14 protein-coding genes are annotated in these 17,292 nt (G+C 71.0%); 10 read left to right on the forward strand and 4 right to left on the reverse strand.

Going from position 1 to position 17,292, the window contains the following annotated elements; genetic code table 11:
* Positions 1-35: 35 nt before the first annotated feature.
* The 3 genes from ACZ7OU_RS09270 to ACZ7OU_RS09280 all read right to left on the reverse strand — a co-directional run bounded on the left by ACZ7OU_RS09270 (position 36) and on the right by ACZ7OU_RS09280 (position 4,593).
* Positions 36-1,301 (reverse strand): exo-beta-N-acetylmuramidase NamZ family protein, encoded by a 1,266-nt coding sequence (locus ACZ7OU_RS09270; RefSeq protein WP_470254733.1) that lies wholly within the window; start codon positions 1,299-1,301, stop codon positions 36-38.
* A complete protein-coding gene (locus ACZ7OU_RS09275; protein WP_470255902.1) occupies positions 1,298-3,055 on the reverse strand; it encodes a glycoside hydrolase family 3 protein in 1,758 nt (585 codons plus the stop codon). Before ACZ7OU_RS09275 ends, ACZ7OU_RS09270 begins: the two co-directional genes overlap by 4 nt.
* A 707-nt stretch (positions 3,056-3,762) precedes the next feature.
* Positions 3,763-4,593 (reverse strand): HAD family hydrolase, encoded by an 831-nt coding sequence (locus ACZ7OU_RS09280; protein ID WP_470240673.1) that lies wholly within the window; start codon positions 4,591-4,593, stop codon positions 3,763-3,765.
* A 588-nt stretch (positions 4,594-5,181) separates the two neighbouring features.
* On the opposite strand from ACZ7OU_RS09280, the gene ssd reads away from it, so the two are divergent.
* The 9 genes from ssd to ACZ7OU_RS09325 all read left to right on the forward strand — a co-directional run bounded on the left by ssd (position 5,182) and on the right by ACZ7OU_RS09325 (position 11,967).
* A complete protein-coding gene (ssd, locus tag ACZ7OU_RS09285) occupies positions 5,182-6,255 on the forward strand; it encodes a septum site-determining protein Ssd (RefSeq protein WP_470254734.1) in 1,074 nt (357 codons plus the stop codon).
* Positions 6,252-6,425: a hypothetical protein gene (locus tag ACZ7OU_RS09290; RefSeq protein WP_470240675.1), complete on the forward strand. Its 174-nt coding sequence runs from the start codon at positions 6,252-6,254 to the stop codon at positions 6,423-6,425. Before ssd ends, ACZ7OU_RS09290 begins: the two co-directional genes overlap by 4 nt.
* Positions 6,422-7,576 carry a TadA family conjugal transfer-associated ATPase gene (locus tag ACZ7OU_RS09295; RefSeq protein ID WP_470254735.1) on the forward strand — a complete coding sequence of 385 codons (1,155 nt, stop codon included), beginning with the start codon at positions 6,422-6,424 and terminating at the stop codon, positions 7,574-7,576. The genes ACZ7OU_RS09290 and ACZ7OU_RS09295 overlap by 4 nt, the downstream gene beginning before the upstream one ends.
* Before the next feature lie 64 nt (positions 7,577-7,640).
* A complete protein-coding gene (locus ACZ7OU_RS09300) occupies positions 7,641-8,399 on the forward strand; it encodes a type II secretion system F family protein (RefSeq protein ID WP_470254736.1) in 759 nt (252 codons plus the stop codon).
* A gap of 393 nt (positions 8,400-8,792) precedes the next feature.
* Positions 8,793-9,515, forward strand: coding sequence for a type II secretion system F family protein (locus ACZ7OU_RS09305; RefSeq protein WP_470254737.1), 723 nt, complete (start codon positions 8,793-8,795; stop codon positions 9,513-9,515).
* Between the two features lie 27 nt (positions 9,516-9,542).
* A complete protein-coding gene (locus ACZ7OU_RS09310; RefSeq protein WP_470240679.1) occupies positions 9,543-9,719 on the forward strand; it encodes a DUF4244 domain-containing protein in 177 nt (58 codons plus the stop codon).
* Between the two features lie 20 nt (positions 9,720-9,739).
* Positions 9,740-10,075 carry a TadE family type IV pilus minor pilin gene (locus ACZ7OU_RS09315; RefSeq protein WP_470255903.1) on the forward strand — a complete coding sequence of 112 codons (336 nt, stop codon included), beginning with the start codon at positions 9,740-9,742 and terminating at the stop codon, positions 10,073-10,075.
* On the forward strand, positions 10,062-10,454 hold the full coding sequence (locus ACZ7OU_RS09320) for an Rv3654c family TadE-like protein (RefSeq protein ID WP_470254738.1): 393 nt from the start codon (positions 10,062-10,064) through the stop codon (positions 10,452-10,454). Before ACZ7OU_RS09315 ends, ACZ7OU_RS09320 begins: the two co-directional genes overlap by 14 nt.
* Before the next feature lie 898 nt (positions 10,455-11,352).
* Entirely contained in the window at positions 11,353-11,967 is a 615-nt protein-coding gene (locus ACZ7OU_RS09325; protein ID WP_470240681.1) for a bifunctional DNA primase/polymerase, read from the forward strand.
* An 84-nt stretch (positions 11,968-12,051) separates the two neighbouring features.
* Here the strand turns inward: ACZ7OU_RS09325 and ACZ7OU_RS09330 are convergent, their stop codons facing one another.
* Positions 12,052-14,469 (reverse strand): DEAD/DEAH box helicase, encoded by a 2,418-nt coding sequence (locus tag ACZ7OU_RS09330; protein WP_470255904.1) that lies wholly within the window; start codon positions 14,467-14,469, stop codon positions 12,052-12,054.
* A gap of 360 nt (positions 14,470-14,829) precedes the next feature.
* Here ACZ7OU_RS09330 and ACZ7OU_RS09335 point away from each other — a divergent pair, with 360 nt between their 5' ends.
* Positions 14,830-17,130, forward strand: a complete 2,301-nt coding sequence (locus tag ACZ7OU_RS09335) for a sodium-translocating pyrophosphatase (RefSeq protein WP_470240682.1) — start codon at positions 14,830-14,832, stop codon at positions 17,128-17,130.
* Positions 17,131-17,292 lie beyond the last annotated feature (162 nt).

Consider the following 17,292-nt stretch of genomic DNA (forward strand, 5'->3'; position numbering starts at 1 on the left):
CGGCGATGACCTTCCTAGCACGCACGAGTGCCCCCTCAGCGGTAGAGCAGGTAGTGGCGACGTCTCTTGTCGAACTCGGCGAGCTCGGCCCGCCAGGCCCCGGTGACCTCGTCGACGCCCGCGCCGGCGTCGACCATGGTCCGGAGCCGGTCGGACCCGGAAAGCTTGTCGATGTAGTTGTCGGGACGCCACGCGAAGACGTCCGGGTGCAGTGCCTTCGCCGTGACGAGCATGGCGACCGCGGTGCGGATCGCGTCGAAGGCCCGCGGGTCGTCGACGCTGACCTGCACACCCCCGCAGGTCTGGTTGACGAACTTGCTGAACGTCGGCACGAAATAGATCTCGCGGAATTTCGCCCCGGGCAACCGCAGGTCTTCGAGCTTCTCGCGCCAGCGCCAGTCGAGCCCGGGCGCGCCGATGATCTCGAACGGCCTGGTCGTGCCGCGGCCTTCGGAGAACACCGTGCCTTCGAACATCCCGGTGCCCGGGTAGACGAGCGCCGTGTCCGGCGTCGGCATGTTCGGGCTCGGCAGCACCCAGTTCAGCCCGGTCTGCGCGAAGAGTGTGTCGCGCTGCCAGCCGCGTACCTGGACGACTTCGAGGCGATCCAGCTTCACGCCTTCGCCGGGGAGGAACTCTTCGGCGTAGAAGCGCGCCAGCTCGCCGACGGTCATGCCGTGCTGCTGGACGATCGGCTTCTTCCCGATCCCCGACGAGAACTTCGGGTCGAGCAGCGGGCCGGCCGCCCGGCCACCGATCGGGTTCGGCCGGTCGAGCACGACGAAGGCGGCCTTGACCTGCGCCGCGGCCACCATCGCCGTGTAGAGCGACCAGATGTAGGTGTAGAAGCGCGCGCCGGCGTCGGCGATGTCGAAGACGACCGTGTCGACGCCCGCCTTGGTGAACAGCGAAGCGAGCTTCGTCGCGTCGACGCCGTACGCGTCGTACACCGGCACGCCGGTGCGCGGGTCCGTGTAGTCGCCTTCGGAGCCGCCGGCCTGGGCGCTGCCGCGGAAACCGTGCTCGGGCCCGAAGGCCGCGACCGGCCGCACGCCGGCCGCGACCATCGAGTCGACGATGTGGTCGCCGTTCAGCAGGACCCCGGTCGGGTTCGACAGGACGCCGAGCTTGCGGCCCTTGAAGGACCGCCAGCCCTGCGCGGCCAGCTGCTCGGCGCCGGTGAGGACCCTGGTGGGATGCGCTTGGGGCTCGGGCTGGGCCCCGGCGACGGCCGAGCCGCCCGCCAGGAACGGCACCGCGAGCGCGCCCGCGCCAAGGAAGTGACGCCGGTTCAGGTTCACCAGGTCAGCCCGTGGCCGAAGGAGTACTTCACGGTGTTCACGTCGGCCCCGGCGGGGATGTCGACCGGCAGCTTCCCGACCGGCTTCGTCTCGCCGAGGATGACCTTGGCCAAGGCTTCCAGCGTCGGCCCGATGTAGCCGTAGGTCGCCAGCCACGTCTTCACGGTGCTTTGGTAGCCCGCGTCGTACGGGATCTGCGCGGCGACCGCGACGACCGGCTTCCCGGTGGCCTGCAGGGCGTCGAGGAGCTTGGTCTGCAAGGGGAAGCCGCCGATGTTGTTGGTCAGCACGACGACGAGGTCGGCGTTCTTGGCGTTCGCGACCGCCTGCGCGATCTGAGCGTCGGTTGGAGCCTGACCGGTCTGGTACGCCGTCGCGGCCGTGCCGTGGGCGGTCAGCTTCTGCGCGAGCGTCGCGGTCGTCGAGACGCCCCAGCCGGTCACGAGCGCCGTGGCGGGCTTCTGCTTCAGCGGCAGGACGCCGGCGTCGTTGGCGACGGCCGTGATGCCGCGGTCGGCGATGTCCTGCGCCGTCTTGAGGTTCGCCGGCGTGCCGACGGTCTTCATCACCCGGTTCGGGTCGTTGAACGGCGAGAACAGGATGCCGCGTTCGAACTTCAGCTTCAGCACGCGCAGCACGCTCTGGTCGATCCGCTGCATCGGGATCTCACCGGACTTCACGGCGGCGAGCACGGAGTTGACGGCGACGTCGAGGTGCACCGGCATGAGCAGCTGGTCGACGCCGGCTTTGAGCGCGAGGACCGGGATCTCGGCGTCGCTGTGCATCTCGCGAACGCCCTGCATTTCGAGGGAGTCCGTGATGACGACGCCGTTGTAGTGCAGTTCGTTGCGCAGCTTGCCGGTGACGATCGGCTTCGACAGCGTAGCGGGCTCCAGCGACGGGTCGAGGCTGGGGAACTGGATGTGCGCGGTCATGATCGAGTCGATGCCGGCCTTGATGGCGGCCTTGAACGGCGGCACGTCGATGTCGCGCCACTCCTGCTCGGTCCGGTCGATCCGGGGCAGGCCGGTGTGGCTGTCGGTGGCCGCGTCACCGTGGCCGGGGAAGTGCTTGGCGGTCGCCGCGACGGTCTTGGCCGGGAAGTCGGAGTCCTGGTAGCCCTTGACCTCGGCGGTGACGAACTGGCTCGCCAGGCCGGGCTGCCCGGCGAAGGAACGTACGCCGATGACCGGGTTGGCGGGGTTCGAGTTGACGTCCGAATCGGGCGCGAAGTCCTGGTTGATGCCGACGGCACGCAGCTCGTGGCCGAGGATCGTCGCGGCCTTCGTCGCCCTCGCCGTGTCGCGGCCCGCGGAGATGGCCATCGAGTTGGGGAACTCGGTGGCCGGCGCGCCCATCCGGGTCACCGTGCCGCCCTCCTGGTCGGCGCCGATCTGCAGCGGGATGTGCGCCCCGCTGCCGATGGCGGCCTTCTGGAGGCCGTTCGACAGTTTCGCGACCTGCACGGGGTCGTCGAAGTTGTCGCGCGAGTCGTTGTTGAAGTAGATGACGCCGCCCAGGTGGTACTTCTGGATCACCTGAGCCGGGGTGTCGACGCCGAAGTCCGTCTGGTTCTTCGGGTTCACTTCGTCGGCCGACTTGCCGTTCACCCACGTGACGAACAGCTGCCCCACTTTTTGCTCGAGCGTCAGCCCGCGCAACGCCTGCGACGCGGCGGCCTCCGCCTGCGCGTCGGCGCTCACCCGCGGTGCACTCGCCGCGGTCGCGACACCCACACCGGTGAGGGCGAGCACCCCCGCGACGGGCAGGGCGAGCGCATGGAACCTCCGATTTCGGGTCGTCACGACCAGCCTCCCAGAAAGTTGCGGGCGCTCGGCGGACGTCAGAAGTCCACTCGGAAGCGCCAGTATCGGGAAGCTACTCACCGAATCCGTCGATGTCCATCGACCGACAGCACCAACGGACCGTTCGTACCCGGATCGGTAAGAAAGTCGCCGTTCGCAAGGTGCGAGAGGGGCCGAACGGGTGGTGGGGCGGTACTTCGCGCCGGGGGACTGCTGTCCACGCGACGGCGTCCCGACCCCGGGCATAAACGAGGCGGCGCCCGTGGCCAAGGGCCAACGGGCGCCGCCTGCAAAGCGCGATCCTCTCGGGCGACCAAGCGTGCAACTCTGGTCGTACCTACATGGACTCGGCGTGTGGCGTCCCACTACGCAGTCCCTAGACGACGAGCCTCCCGCGGCGCGCTGCGCGTGGGTACCCGGAGTCCGCGCACGGAGGTTTGCCGGGGTGGAACAGGCTTCTCTTCTACCTGCTCCCTGGCCGACCGAACGTCCGCACCTACTTTCTACGCCGTGAGCCCGGTCACTTCAAGTGCGCGGACGGGTGCACCGGTACAGAGGCTGGATCGGGTGACACGGGCACCCTGCGCGACGGACACTTCGGGGCTGGGGCAAGCAAAAGCGAGGCCGTACGGCCGTGTGGGTGGCGGCCGGGCGGGCTACCGGGACCGACGGCGACGATTGAGGCCGTACCAGGTCGCTCCGGCGGCAACCGCGCCGACGCCGAGGGCCACCATTCCCGCCGATCGTGTCGGGATCCGGCTGCGCAGCGACATCGGCCGGTCGAAGGCCAGGATCGGCCAGCCGCGGTCGAGGGCCTCGCGCCGCAGCAGCTTGTCCGGGTTGACCGCGTGCGGATGGCCGACGACCTCGAGCAGCGGGATGTCGGTGCTCGAATCGGTGTAGGCGAAGCACTCGGCGAGGTCGTAACCGTGGGTCGCGGCCAGCTGCTTCGCGGCGACGGCCTTGTTGGCGCCGTAGCAGTAGAAGTCGACTTCGCCGGAGTAGCGGCCGTCGACGATCTGCATCCGCGTCGCGACGCTGCGGGTGGCGCCGAGCATTTCCGCCACCGGCGCGACGACCTCCTCGCCGGTCGCCGACAGCACGATGACGTCGTGCCCGTCTTCGCGGTGCCGCGCGATCAGCTCCGCCGCCTCCACGTACACGAGCGGATCGACGACGTCGTGCAGGGTTTCGCGGACGATCGACGAAACCTGTGCGACGTCCCAGCCGGCGCACAGCGCGGAAACCTCGGCCCGCAGCCGTTCGGTCTTGTTCTCGTCGGCGCCGGCGAGGGAGAACACCAGCTGCGCGTAGGCGCTGCGCAACGCGGCGCGACGGTTGATCAATCCTTCTTTGAGCAATGGTTTGCTGAACGCCAGCGCGCTCGAGGAGGCGATGATCGTCTTGTCCAGGTCGAAGAACGCGGCCACCGCGTGCTCCGAGTCTGGCTTCCGGATGCGCGACGGCGCGCTGCTCGGTTCGGCCACGTACCCAGGATAAGAGCTTGATCGCGGCGCGTCCCGTTGATCCGGCACCCGCGTGGCGCGGTAGGCGGAAAATCCATGACAGGAAGGCACTTCCGGCGCGCCATGCCGTTATAAAACTGTATGCGTTGCCCGGCGCGCGAACCGGCCACCGGCGGAGTTACAGTGAGGGAGCCCGGTGTCCAACCGGGCCGGTTCAGTCCGACCCCCCGGGGCTGAACCCACGGCGGCCCCTGTCCCTCCCCCCTGGCAGGGGCCGCCCTCTTAACCTCCCCCTTGCCTTTCGGTTCGTGCGGTCGTTTTGCCTTCCGCTCACCTTTCTCGATTCCGTTTCCCCTCATTTGTTCGGCGCGGCCGAAATCTTCGGGTGCGGGTATTCCCCGGGTTTTCCGCCGCACGTGCGTCGCGGGCGGGCGCGACCCTGCCACAGCCCACCGACAGATCCGGTCCGCGAGCCGTCCGCGGCCGGCAGTTGTCCACAACACCCCGGTTGTCCACAGCCGGCCGTCCGGCCCGTTGCGCCCCCGAGCCGCCCACCGCGACGGTGGAACCCGGGCCACCACGGCCCGCACCGACGACGGGGAGGAACACATGACGGGGGAACGACCGATCGTGGTCGCCGCGGACGAAACCGTGCTCGACGAGATCCTGCGGGTGGCCGCGGTGGCGGGCTGCGAGCTCGACCGGGCACCGGACCTGATGGCCGCCCGCGAGCACTGGGCCCGCGCCCCGCTGGTGGTCCTCGACGAAGAAGCGGCGCGGCTTTCGCCCGTCCTGCCCCGGCGGGCCGGGATCCTCCTGGTCTGCAAGGGCAGCCCGGGCACCCGGACGTGGGAGCACGCGTTCCGCGTCGGCGTCGAGCGCGTGATCTCTTTGCCCGAGGAGGAAAGCGAGCTGGCGGGCGCGTTCGCCGACGTCGTCGAGACCCCGGCGGAGGAAGCCGGCCTGGTGCTCGCCGTGGTCGGCGGCCGGGGCGGCGCGGGCGCGTCCGTCTTCGCCGCGACGCTGGCGCTGGCGGCCGACCGGGATCCGGGCGGCGCACTGCTGGTGGACTGCGACCCCCTCGGTGGCGGTCTGGACCTGTTGCTGGGCCTGGAAAAGACGCCCGGGCCGCGCTGGTCGGAGGTGCGGCTGAGCGGCCGCGTCTCGGTACCGGCGCTGGCGGCGGCGCTCCCGCAGCGAAGACATCGCGGCGGCAGCCTGCCGGTGCTGGCTTGCGGCCGGGAGGGCGAGGGCCCGGCGGTCGAATCCCTGTCGGCGGTTCTCGCGGCCGGCCGCCGGTCGGGTCGCACGGTGGTCTGCGACCTCCCGCGCACCTTGGGCGACGCGGCGGCGGAAGCGGTCGCCGTGGCCGACCTGGTGGTGCTCGTGGTGCCGGTGGAGTTCCGCGCCTGTATGGCGGCGAAGCAGGTGCTGCGGCCCCTGTCGGAGTTGACGGCCCGTCTGGGCGTGGTCGCGTGTGGACGGTCCAGGGCGGGCGTCTCTCCCGTCCGGACGGCCGGTCTCCTCGGCCCGCCGCTGCTGGCGTCGATGGTCCTGGAACGGGGCCTACCGGTGGCGATCGAACGCGGCGAGTTCCCGACCAAGCCTTCCGGTCCCTTGACGACGGCGGCAGCGGACGTCTTGGCGGTAGCGCGTCGCGAGGCCCGGGCGGCGGCCCGATGAGCGCCCGGCTGCGCCCGCCGGGACCGCCGATCAGGGTGGCCGAGCTCCTGCTGCCCACGGTCCTGACGCTCGCCGGCCGCGGCCCGGTGAGTGCGGAGAGCTTCCTGGCCGTGCTGGCCGGCACCCGCGTGACGGCTCACCACACGCGGGCCAAGGCGGCGAACCCGTGACCACGGACTTCGTGGACCGCGTCCGCAACCGCCTGGCCGGCGACCGCCGCCAGGCCGACCCGGTCGCCGTCGCGACGGCGGTCCGCGCCGAAGCCGGCGGCGCCCTCGGCCATGACGCCGTGCTGGAGGCGGCCCGCCGGGCCCGCGACGAGTTCGTCGGCGCCGGCCCGCTGGCCCCGCTCCTCGAGAACCCGGCGACGACCGACGTGCTCGTCACCGGCCCGGCCGAGGTCTGGACGGACGGCCCGGACGGTCTCACCCGCACCGGCATCCGGTTCACCGGCGGCGAAGAAGCCGTCCGCCGCCTGGCCCAGCGCCTCGCGCTCGCGGCCGGCCGACGGCTCGACGACGCACAGCCCTATGTGGACGGCTGGCTGCCCGGTGCCGGTCCGCACGGCCGCATCCGGGTCCACGCCGTCCTCCCGCCGGTCGCGGCCGGCGGCACGTGCCTCTCCCTGCGGGTCCTCCGCCCGGCGACGCACGACCTCACGACGCTGCAGGAGCTCGGCGCGTTCGACGCGAACGGCGCGAAGCTGCTGCGGGACGTCGTCTCGCGCCGGATGGCGTTCCTCGTCACCGGCGGCACGGGCGCGGGCAAGACGACGCTCCTGGCCGCGCTGCTCGGCGCGGTCGACCCGGCCGAGCGCATTGTCTGCGTTGAAGATGCCGGTGAGCTGCAGCCCGCACACCCGCAGTTCGTCAGCCTCGTAGCCCGCCCGGCCAATGTGGAGGGTGCGGGCGCGGTGGGCCTGCCGGAGCTGGTCCGCCAGGCGCTGCGCATGCGTCCGGACCGGCTGGTGGTAGGCGAGGTCCGCGGCGCCGAGGTCGGCGCCCTGCTGACGGCGTTGAACACGGGCCACGACGGCGGCGCGTGCACGGTCCACGCGAACTCACCGGCCGAGGTACCGGCCCGCATCGAGGCCCTGGCGGCACTCGGCGGCCTGGGCCGCGAAGCGGTCCACAGCCAGCTGGTAGCAGCGATCCGCGTAGTCCTCCACATGCGACGCGAGCCAGGCGGCCGCCGACGTCTGGCGGAGGTAGGTGTGCTCCGAGCAGAACACGGCCGGGCCCGAGTAGTCCCGGTGTGGCGCGCGGGCCGCTGGACGATCGACCGCCACCTGTTCGCCACAACGGGAGCGATCACGTGCTGACTCTGCTGCTGGTGCGCATCTCGTTGCTGGTGACCATTTTCCAGCGCCGCGGAAGAAGGCCACGATGATCACCCCATGGGCCCCGCTCTGCATCGGCGCAGCCCTGGCGTGCTGGCCCACGGCCCCAACCCGCCTGCAGGCGGCGGTCGAGCAACCAGCACCGGTCCGCGTCCCGGACGTATGGGCGGTGGTCCGCTGGCTGCTTCCAGCGGCCCTGGCGGGTTTGCTAGCGGGAGTAGGAGGCGCGATCGCAGCGGGAGTACTGACGCTGGCATGGCGCCAGGAGCGGCAGGCCCACGTCAGGGCAGCAGCGGCCCTGGAAGCAGCGGCCCACACGGCAACGGCATTGCGCACAATGGTGTCCGAGCTGAGGTCCGGCGCCCACCCGGTAACAGCAGCGGAAGCGGCAGCAGAGGTAGTCCCGGCAATATCGGACGACCTCCGAGCATTGGCAACATCAGCCCGCCTAGACGGCGAGCTGCAGGCGCCAGCCCTCCCCGAGCTGGCAGCGGCCTGGACCCTGGGCAAGCGCCACGGCTTGCCAATGGCCGAAGTCCTGAACGCAGCCCGCCGCGACGCGGAAGCAAAGCTGACATTCGCCCGCCGAACCCGAGCAAAACTGGCAGGGCCCCAGGCAAGCGCGGCGGTCCTTACCGGCCTACCCGCCTTGTGCATATTGCTCGGCCAGGCCATGGGCGCATCCCCACTGGCGGTGTTGACGGAGAGCGCACCAGGCCAGCTGCTTCTGGTGGTCGGCAGCATCCTGCTCTGGGCAGGAACGGCCTGGTGCCGAGCCCTAACAGGCCAGGCGCGAATCCGATGAACCCAACAGCGCTCCTCCTCGTCGCCGCGGCTCTCCTCTCTTGGCCGAGCGACACTGCCGCCGCACAGCGCTTCACCTGGCTGGCCCATCGGTCGGATGCGGTTCCGGCGAACGCAACCGCGCTCCTTCCTCTTCCGGCGTGCCCATCAGTCGGAGGCTGGTCAGGTGAACGCGACTGCGCTCCTGCCCGGCGATCCCATCGGTCAGAGGTGGATCCGATGACCGCCGCAGCAGCCCTGCTCTTGTCCGGCGCGCCCATCAGCCGGAGGCGAGTCCGACGAGCACAGTGGCGCTCCAACTCTCCTGGCGGGCCCATCAGCCGGGGGCGGGTCCGGTGACCGCAGCGGCAGCCCTGCTCTTGTGCGGCGCGCCCATCGGCCGGAGGCGGATCCGGTGAACGCAACCTCCCTCTTCCTCTTCGCCGCGGCCCTCCTCACCTGGCCGAGCGACACCGCCGCCGCTCAGCGCTTCACCTGGCTAGCCGGCAGCACAACCCCCGAGCCACGCAACTGGCCCCGAGCAGTCCCACACATCGCGGCCACCCTGGGCGGCGTATCGACGGCAGTGCTCATCGGCGGCCTGCCCGGAATGGTCGTAGGCGCCCTGGTGACCGCCACCGGATGGTGGGCGATCCGCGGCACCCGACGGCCGCGAGCACCCGCCGTCAACCTGGCGGCCAAGCTCCGGCTCGCCGGAACGCTCGATCTCCTCGCGGCGTGCCTCCGGGCCGGACTGCCGGTCCCCTCGGCCCTCGACGCGGTGGCCGGCACCGCGCCGACCGAGGCGGGCGCGGCCCTGTGCTCGACCGCCGGCCTGCTCGCCCTCGGCTCCGGTCCGGGAGATGCCTGGGCTCCGGTGCAGGCCATCCCGGGCCTCGGCGAGCTGGCGGCCGCGGCCATCCGGACGTCCCGCTCGGGCGCGGCCTTCGCCGCGGCGGCCGCCGACCTGGCCGGACGGTTCCGCGAGGAGCTGGCCACCGACGCAGAGGAGCGCGCGGAACGAGCCGGGGTGGCGCTCGCGCTACCGGTCGGCCTGTGTTTTCTGCCGGCCTTCTTCTGCCTGGGCGTGCTGCCGGTCGTCCTCGGCCTGGCCGGCCGCCTCGGCCCGCTCTTCTGACCACCGACAAGTACTGAAGGGAAACCCATGCGCGCGTCCCACCGCCGGCCCGGCTCCGACGACGGCTCCACAACGGTCGAGTACGCGATCGTCACGGTCGCCGTCGCGGCCTTCGCGGCTGTCCTCTACACCCTCCTCACCGGCGACTCGGTGGTCTCGTGGCTGACGAACTTGGTCATGAAGGCCCTGACGGTGCCGTCGTGAGCCGCAAAGACGAAGGTGCGGTGACGGTCGAAGCGGCGCTGGGCCTCGCCGGCTTGACGGTGATGACCGTTCTGCTGCTTGCAGGCGTCACAGCGCTGACAGGCCAGCTGCGCTGCACGGACGCGGCTCGCGAGGCCGCCCGGCTCCTGGCCGGAGGCCAGCCCCACGAGGCCGCGGCAGCGGTCCACCAGATAGCCCCGGCGGGCGCGAACTTCGACATCCACCGGGAAGGCAACGAGATAACGGTCAAGGTGAGCGCTCACCCGGCAGGCGACCTGCTCCCGGCGATCAACTTGCACGCAACGGCGTACGCGGTGGCCGAGCCGGGCACGGAGGCCACCGATGCCGCCGGCTGACCCGCGCTGCGGCACCGGAGGCCAGGCGGACAGTCCCGACAGCGGCGTGGCCACGATCTGGACAGCGATGGCAGTGGCCGCACTGGCCGGGGTGGCGGTCCTCGGCTGCTGGCTGGGCGCGGCGGTCGTCGCCCGCCACCGTGCAGAGAGTGCCGCCGACCTGGCCGCGCTCGCGGCGGCATCACACGCCGCGGAAGGCCCGGCCCGAGCCTGCGAGCGCGCCAGGTGGATCGCCGACCGGATGGCGGTCAGCCTCCTGACCTGCCGATGGCAGCGGCTGGACGCTTTCATCGAGGTCCAGGCGCCAAACCTCGGCTTCGCCGGACTGCCAGGCCCCTCAGCGAGGGCTCGCGCCGGACCCACCGGCCGGTCACCATGAGCCCGGCAGCCCGGCAGCCCGGCAGCCCGGCAGCCCGGCAGCCCGGCAGCCCCGGGTCCACGGCGCACTCACGTGCCTCCAGGGCTGCGCTTACCCGGGCTTTGGCTCCCCGAGAACACTTGCGCCCAATCCCGCTTCGCAGCCCGCAGCCTCGGCGCACTCGTACGCCTTCAAGGCCGCGATCACCCGGCCCTGACCCCGAGAACACGTGCGTCTAGCCCGGCCACCACCTCGGCAGCCCGGGCACATGGCGTATTCACGTGCCGTCAGGGCTGCGGCCACCCGGCCCGGACTCCCGCGTTCACCCCGGCCCCATCCCGGCAGCCCGGGGCCCACGGCGCGCTCGCACGCCTTCAACGCCGCGATCACCCAGCCCGGGCCCCCGACAACACGCGCGTCCAACCCGACCCGGCAGCCCGCACGACAACCGGCGCCCACCCTCATCACCGCTCACCGGGACACCCCAACCGTCACCCCTCACCACCACCGACCGGCGGACGCCGACCGGTCGGTATGCCACGGTGACCGGCTGATCCGCCCGGGCGCACGATGAGCGGCCGGTGGTCACGGGCAGCGGTCGGTCGTGCACGGCGAGCGGTCGAAACCCCCGCTCACCTGGGCCGATAGGACGCCCGCCAGCCGCCGAAAGCGTGGCCGACAGCCGGTCTGTCCTGGTCATCAGCGCGACGAACGGTCCGTTGGCGGCTGCCGTTCACCGTCGATCCGCGCCGTCGGGTTCGGTCGGGCGGTAGGGACTACCGGGCGTTCATCGCCGCGTAACCACCGGTTGTCGCGTGGGGGTTCCGGGCAATGTGCAACTTGCCGTTAAGTGAGATGTGCGACACCGCGACAGGGTTTAACGGGTCGCAGAGAACCTGAACCTAAGGCAGGAAAGACAATGTTGGACGCGAATTGGCCGGACAGCTGGCGCGGCGCCTTCCGCATCGAACTGCGGGCGGAGGCGATCGGTCTCGCCTGGCGTGGCTGGCCGGTGCTCCCGGGTGTCGACCCCGCTCCGCTGGGCGGCGACGACCTCACCTGGCGACGCCCGGTCCCGGCCAGTGACAACTGGCGCGAGCAGATCGGCACCCACGCCCACGAGGTCGCCACCTGGTTCTCCGACCGCACCCACAGCCTGCTCGTCGCGACCGGCACCGTGCTCGACGCCGTCGAGGTCGACGACGAACTCGGCAAGCGCGCCTGCCGTCTGCTGCGCGCCCTCGGTCACCCGGCGCCGATCATCGCGCTGCCGAACGGCCGCTGGCTCTTCCTCACCACCGTCGCCGACCACATCCCGGCCGAGCTGGCGACCCGCTCCTCGATCCAGTGGCACGGCAAGGACAGCTACATCCCGCTGCCCCCGTCGCCGTTCCAGCACGGTGTCGTGCACTGGCGCGTCAAGCCCGAGGTCTGCGGCTGGCAGCTGCCGGACGCCGCCGAGGTGCACGACGTCCTCGTCCGCGCGCTCGCCGGCGAGCAGGTTCCGCAGCTGGTCCACACCACCGCGGCCTGAACCACCGAACCACCGCCGACGGCCGGTCCCAACCCGGCCGAGGCGGAGCAGGGCACAACTCCATGAACCACCAAAGTGGCCGTACTAGGCACCGTGTTGACGCAACGCCCCGAGCACGGTGTCCAGGACAGCCACTGCACCTGCCTTGTCCAGCGGATCGTTGCCGTTCCCGCACTTCGGCGACTGGACGCAGGACGGGCAGCCCGTCGGGCACTCGCAGGAGACGATCGCCTCCCGCGTAGCGACCAGCCACGGGACAATCGCGGCATAACCGCGTTCGGCGAATCCCGCACCCCCGGGATGGCCGTCATGCACGAACACCGTCGCCTCCCCGGTGTCTTCGTGCCACGCGGTACTCACCCCGCCGATGTCCCATCGGTCGCACGTAGCGAACAGCGGTAGCAGGCCGATCGCCGCGTGCTCGGCGGCATGCAGGGCACCGGGGACCCGTGCCGGAACCAATCCGGCACTCCCCGGTGCCCTGTCACCCTCGTGAACGGGCCCCCGACCGTTCGCCAGGGTTTCCTCTCCGGTCCCCACCGGCCCCGCAGATTCGGTCCCCACCCGATGGCCCCCGGTCCCCGCCTCGCCATCAGCCGAAATGCCCGGCCCGAGCAGCTCCGACGAGAGCGTGTACCAGACGGCCCGCGTACGCAGGCTCTGCTCCGGCAGGTCGAGCGGCGTGTGGTCCAGCACCTCACCCGACGGACGTCGCCGCAGGTAGCCGACCACCTGGGACGTCACCGCCACCTCGCCGAGGCACACGCTCACCCCGCCGAAGTCCTGCTTCTCCTGCGTGCTCAGCACCGCGATGTCCACGATCTCGCGCGGAGTCGTCGTCCAGTCCGGGTTCTCCGCGTGCACCATCGCCAGCCCCTGATCCAGGTCCAGCTCGTCGACCACGTACGACGACCCCTGGTGCAGGTACACCGCGCCGGGGTGGACCGCGAAGCACGCCGACCCCGGGTCGACCGTTCCCAGCATCCGCCCGGAGTCCGACTCGACCACCGCGATCTGTTCGCCGCCCGTCCCGCGGATCCCGACCTCGGCGTGCGGCCGGTCGCGTGATGTCCAGTACCAGCCGCTCGACCGCCGCCGCAGCAACTGCTGCTCCGCCAGTTCGGTCAGCACCTCCTGAGCAGCCGCGCCGCCGAACATCTCCAGCTCCGGGAGCGTCAGCGGCAGCTCGGCCACGGCGCACGCGAGCTGCGGCGCCAGCACGTACGGGTTCGCGGGATCCAGCACCGCCGTCTCCACCGGACGGTCTAGCAACGCCGCCGGGTGGTGCACCAGGTACGTGTCGAGCGGATCGTCCCGCGCCACGAACACCACCAGCGCTGAGTCGCCGGACCGGCCCGCCCGCCCGGCCTGCTGCCAGAACGACGCGAGCGTGCCCGGGTAGCCGGCCAGCACTACCGCGTCCAGCCCCGCGATGTCGACGCCGAGCTCCAGCGCGTTGGTCGTCGCGACGCCCAGCAGACGCCCCGACAGCAACGCCGCTTCCAGCGCCCGTCGCTCCTCCGGGAGATAGCCGGACCTATACGCCGCAACAGTTTCCGTCAACGCAGGGTCCACTTCGGACAGTATGCGACGCGCACCCAGCGCGGCCAGCTCCGCGCCCCGCCGCGAGCGGATGAACGCCAGTGACCGCGCGCCTTCGACGACCAGGTCGGCCAGGATCCGTGACGTCTCCGCGCCCGCCGAACGCCGGACCGGCGCGCCGTTCTCCCCGGTCAGCTCCTCCAGCAGCGGCGGCTCCCACAGCACCACAGTGCGGGCCCCGCGCGGAGAGGCGTCGTCCGTCACGGCGGCACAAGGCACCCCCGTCAACCGCGAAGCGAACGAAGCAGGCGAAGCCGTCGTCGCCGACGCGAGCACGAACACCGGCGAAGCGCCGTAATGCTCGGCAACGCGCCGAAGCCGGCGAAGCAGCAGCGCGACGTGCGAGCCGAAGACGCCGCGATAGCTGTGACATTCGTCGACGACCACGCAGCTGAGCTGCCGGAAGAACCGCGCCCACCGCCCGTGCTGGGAAAGAATCCCGCGGTGCAGCATGTCCGGGTTGGTGAACACCCAGTTCGCGTGTGCGCGCACCCAGTCGCGCTCCACCATCGGCGTGTCCCCGTCGAACGACGCCGCGCGGGCGCCCGGGACGTCCAAAGAGGACACCGACCGCAGCTGGTCCGCCCCCAGCGCCTTCGTCGGCGACAGGTACAGCGCGTTCGCCTTCTCGCCCGCGGCCAGCCGGGACAGCACCGGCAGCTGGTAGGCCAGCGACTTGCCCGACGCCGTGCCGGTCGAAATCACGACGTGACGACCTTCGTACGCGTGCGAAGCCGCCTCCGCCTGGTGCTCCCAAGGAGCCGAGACGCCGCAGTCACGCAGCGCAGTCACCACGGCCGGATCGGCCCACGACGGCCACTCTGCGTAGCGCGCGTTCCGACCCGGCAGGTCCGCGACGTGCGTGACCGGATCCTCGCGCGACGGGATGCCGGCGGTCACCCGCCCCAGCAGCCGCCGCCCCCGTGAGTCTTCCACCAGCCGAGCTTGGCACAGGGGTCCGACAGTTCTCGCCTCCCCGGACGATCCCCAACTGCCCCAACGGATCGGCGATCGAGTGATCGATCAAGTGAGGAGCCTCACAAGGTAACGGAATGTACCGTCACCGGGACGGCGTGAAGACGCTGGTTGCGATACCAATACACTCCCGCAATCCACACCCTCTGTGGTGAGCGTCATGTGAGACGTGCGTTGCTGCCCGGCTAGCGTGTCGCTCCGTACAGGGTCCATGCCAGCGCCGGCCGTGTCGAACCCTCGGCTTGCCGTCGACGCTGGCGATCGGCGACGTCTCCTGGAGGACGAATGTCACGGCAGTTCCTCGCGGAGGGCGCAGGCAGTATTGCGCTCACCGGAGGTGGCTACACGATTGTCGGTGTAGTCGCCGTGGTCGCGCTTGCCGCACTCGTCATCGGCTACGTCCTGCTCAAGGAGGTGCTGGCCGCGGGCCAGGGCACCGCCAAGATGCAGGACATCGCCAAGGCGGTGCAGGAAGGCGCGGCCGCTTACCTCAAGCGGCAGCGGAACACCCTCGCCATTTTCGGCGTGATCGTGTTCCTCCTGCTCTTCGCACTTCCCGCCGACGACTGGAACGAGAAGATCGGTCGTTCGATCTTCTTCCTGGTCGGTGCGGCGTTCTCGTTCGCGATCGGCTATCTCGGCATGTGGCTGGCGACGCAGGCGAACCTGCGCGTGGCCGCCGCGTCCCGTGAAGAAGGCGGCCGCGAGGTCGCCATGCGCGTGGCGTTCCGCACCGGCGGTGTCGTCGGCATGATCACCGTCGGCCTCGGCCTGTTCGGTGCCGCGGTCGTCGTGCTGGTCTACACCGGCCAGGCGCCCAAGGTGCTCGAGGGCTTCGGCTTCGGCGCCGCCCTGATCGCGATGTTCATGCGTGTCGGCGGCGGTATCTTCACCAAGGCCGCCGACGTCGGCGCGGACCTGGTCGGCAAGGTCGAGCAGGGCATCCCCGAGGACGACCCGCGCAACGCCGCCACCATCGCGGACAACGTGGGTGACAACGTCGGCGACTGCGCCGGCATGGCCGCGGACCTCTTCGAGTCCTACGCCGTCATGCTGGTCGCCGCGCTGATCCTGGGCAGCACCGCCTTCGGCGTGCACGGCCTGATCTTCCCGCTGATCGTGCCGGCCATCGGTGTCATCACCGCGGTCATCGGTGTCTACATCACGAAGGCGCGCGTCGGTGAGCCCGGCCTCGTCACGATCAACCGCTCGTTCTACATCTCCGCGGTGATCTCCGCGGTGCTGTCGGCGATCGCGGCGTTCGTCTACCTGCCGAGCAGCTTCGGCGACTTCGGCGCGGAATTCGCGGGCACCACGGGCAACCCGGCCGTCATCGCGACCATCGCGGTGATCATCGGCATCGTGCTCGCCGCGGTCATCCTGAAGCTGACCGGCTACTACACCGGCACCGAGTACAAGCCGGTCAAGGACGTCGCGCAGACGTCGGAGACCGGTGGCGCGACCGTCATCCTCTCGGGCATCTCGGTCGGTTTCGAGTCCGCCGTCTACACCGCCCTGGTGATCGGTGCGGCCGTGTTCGGCGCGTACCTGCTGGGCGGCGGCGTCGCGCTGTTCGCCGTGGCACTCGCCGGTACCGGCCTGCTGACCACCGTCGGCGTCATCGTCGCGATGGACACCTTCGGCCCGGTTTCGGACAACGCGCAGGGCATCGCCGAGATGTCGGGCGACGTCGACGAGAAGGCCGCGCAGATCCTCACGGAGCTGGACGCGGTGGGCAACACCACCAAGGCCATCACCAAGGGCATCGCGATCGCGACGGCCGTCCTCGCGGCGACCGCGCTCTTCGGCTCCTACTCGGACGCGATCACGAAGACGCTGGCCGGCATGGGCAACGGAGTGGTCACCGGCATGGACGCGGCCAAGTCGTTCGTCAACACGATCGTCAGCCCGAACACGCTGGTCGGCGTGATCGTCGGCGCGGCCGTGGTGTTCATGTTCTCGGGCCTCGCCGTCAACGCGGTGTCCCGTGCGGCCGGCGCGGTCGTCTACGAAGTGCGCCGTCAGTTCCGCGACATCCCGGGCATCATGGAGGGCACCACCCGCCCCGAGTACGGCAAGGTCGTCGACATCGTCACGCGCGACTCGCTGCGTGAGCTGACGACGCCGGGTCTGCTGGCGGTCTTCGCCCCGATCGCGGTCGGCTTCGGCCTGGGCACCGGCGCGCTCGCCGGCTACCTGGCCGGCGCGATCGCCTGCGGCACCCTGATGGCGATCTTCCTCGCCAACTCCGGTGGCGCGTGGGACAACGCGAAGAAGCTGGTCGAGGACGGCAACCACGGTGGCAAGGGCTCGTCCGCGCACGAGGCCACCATCATCGGTGACACCGTGGGTGACCCGTTCAAGGACACCGCCGGCCCGGCGATCAACCCGCTGATCAAGGTCATGAACCTGGTCTCGGTCCTGATCGCGCCCGCCGTCGTGCAGTTCTCGATCGGCCCCGACGAGAACGCCGCGGTCCGCATCATCATCTCGCTGGTCGCGGTCGCCGTGATCGTCGCGGCGATCGTGGTGTCGAAGCGGCGGGGGACGGTCCTCACGGACACCCCCACCGAGATCAAGGCCTGACGCAGTACCCGTTCCCGGGCCCGGCACGCAGCGTCGCGTGCCGGGCCCGGGGCGTGTCGGGTAATCCCACCCGGGCTCGGCGACTTGCGAAGCGGCACCGAGTCGGTACCGTCGGGCGTTCCGGGACGTCGTCGAGCAGGAGGTGTTCAGGTGCGGCCGCGG

It is taken from the genome of Amycolatopsis sp. NPDC114505 (assembly GCF_055633615.1).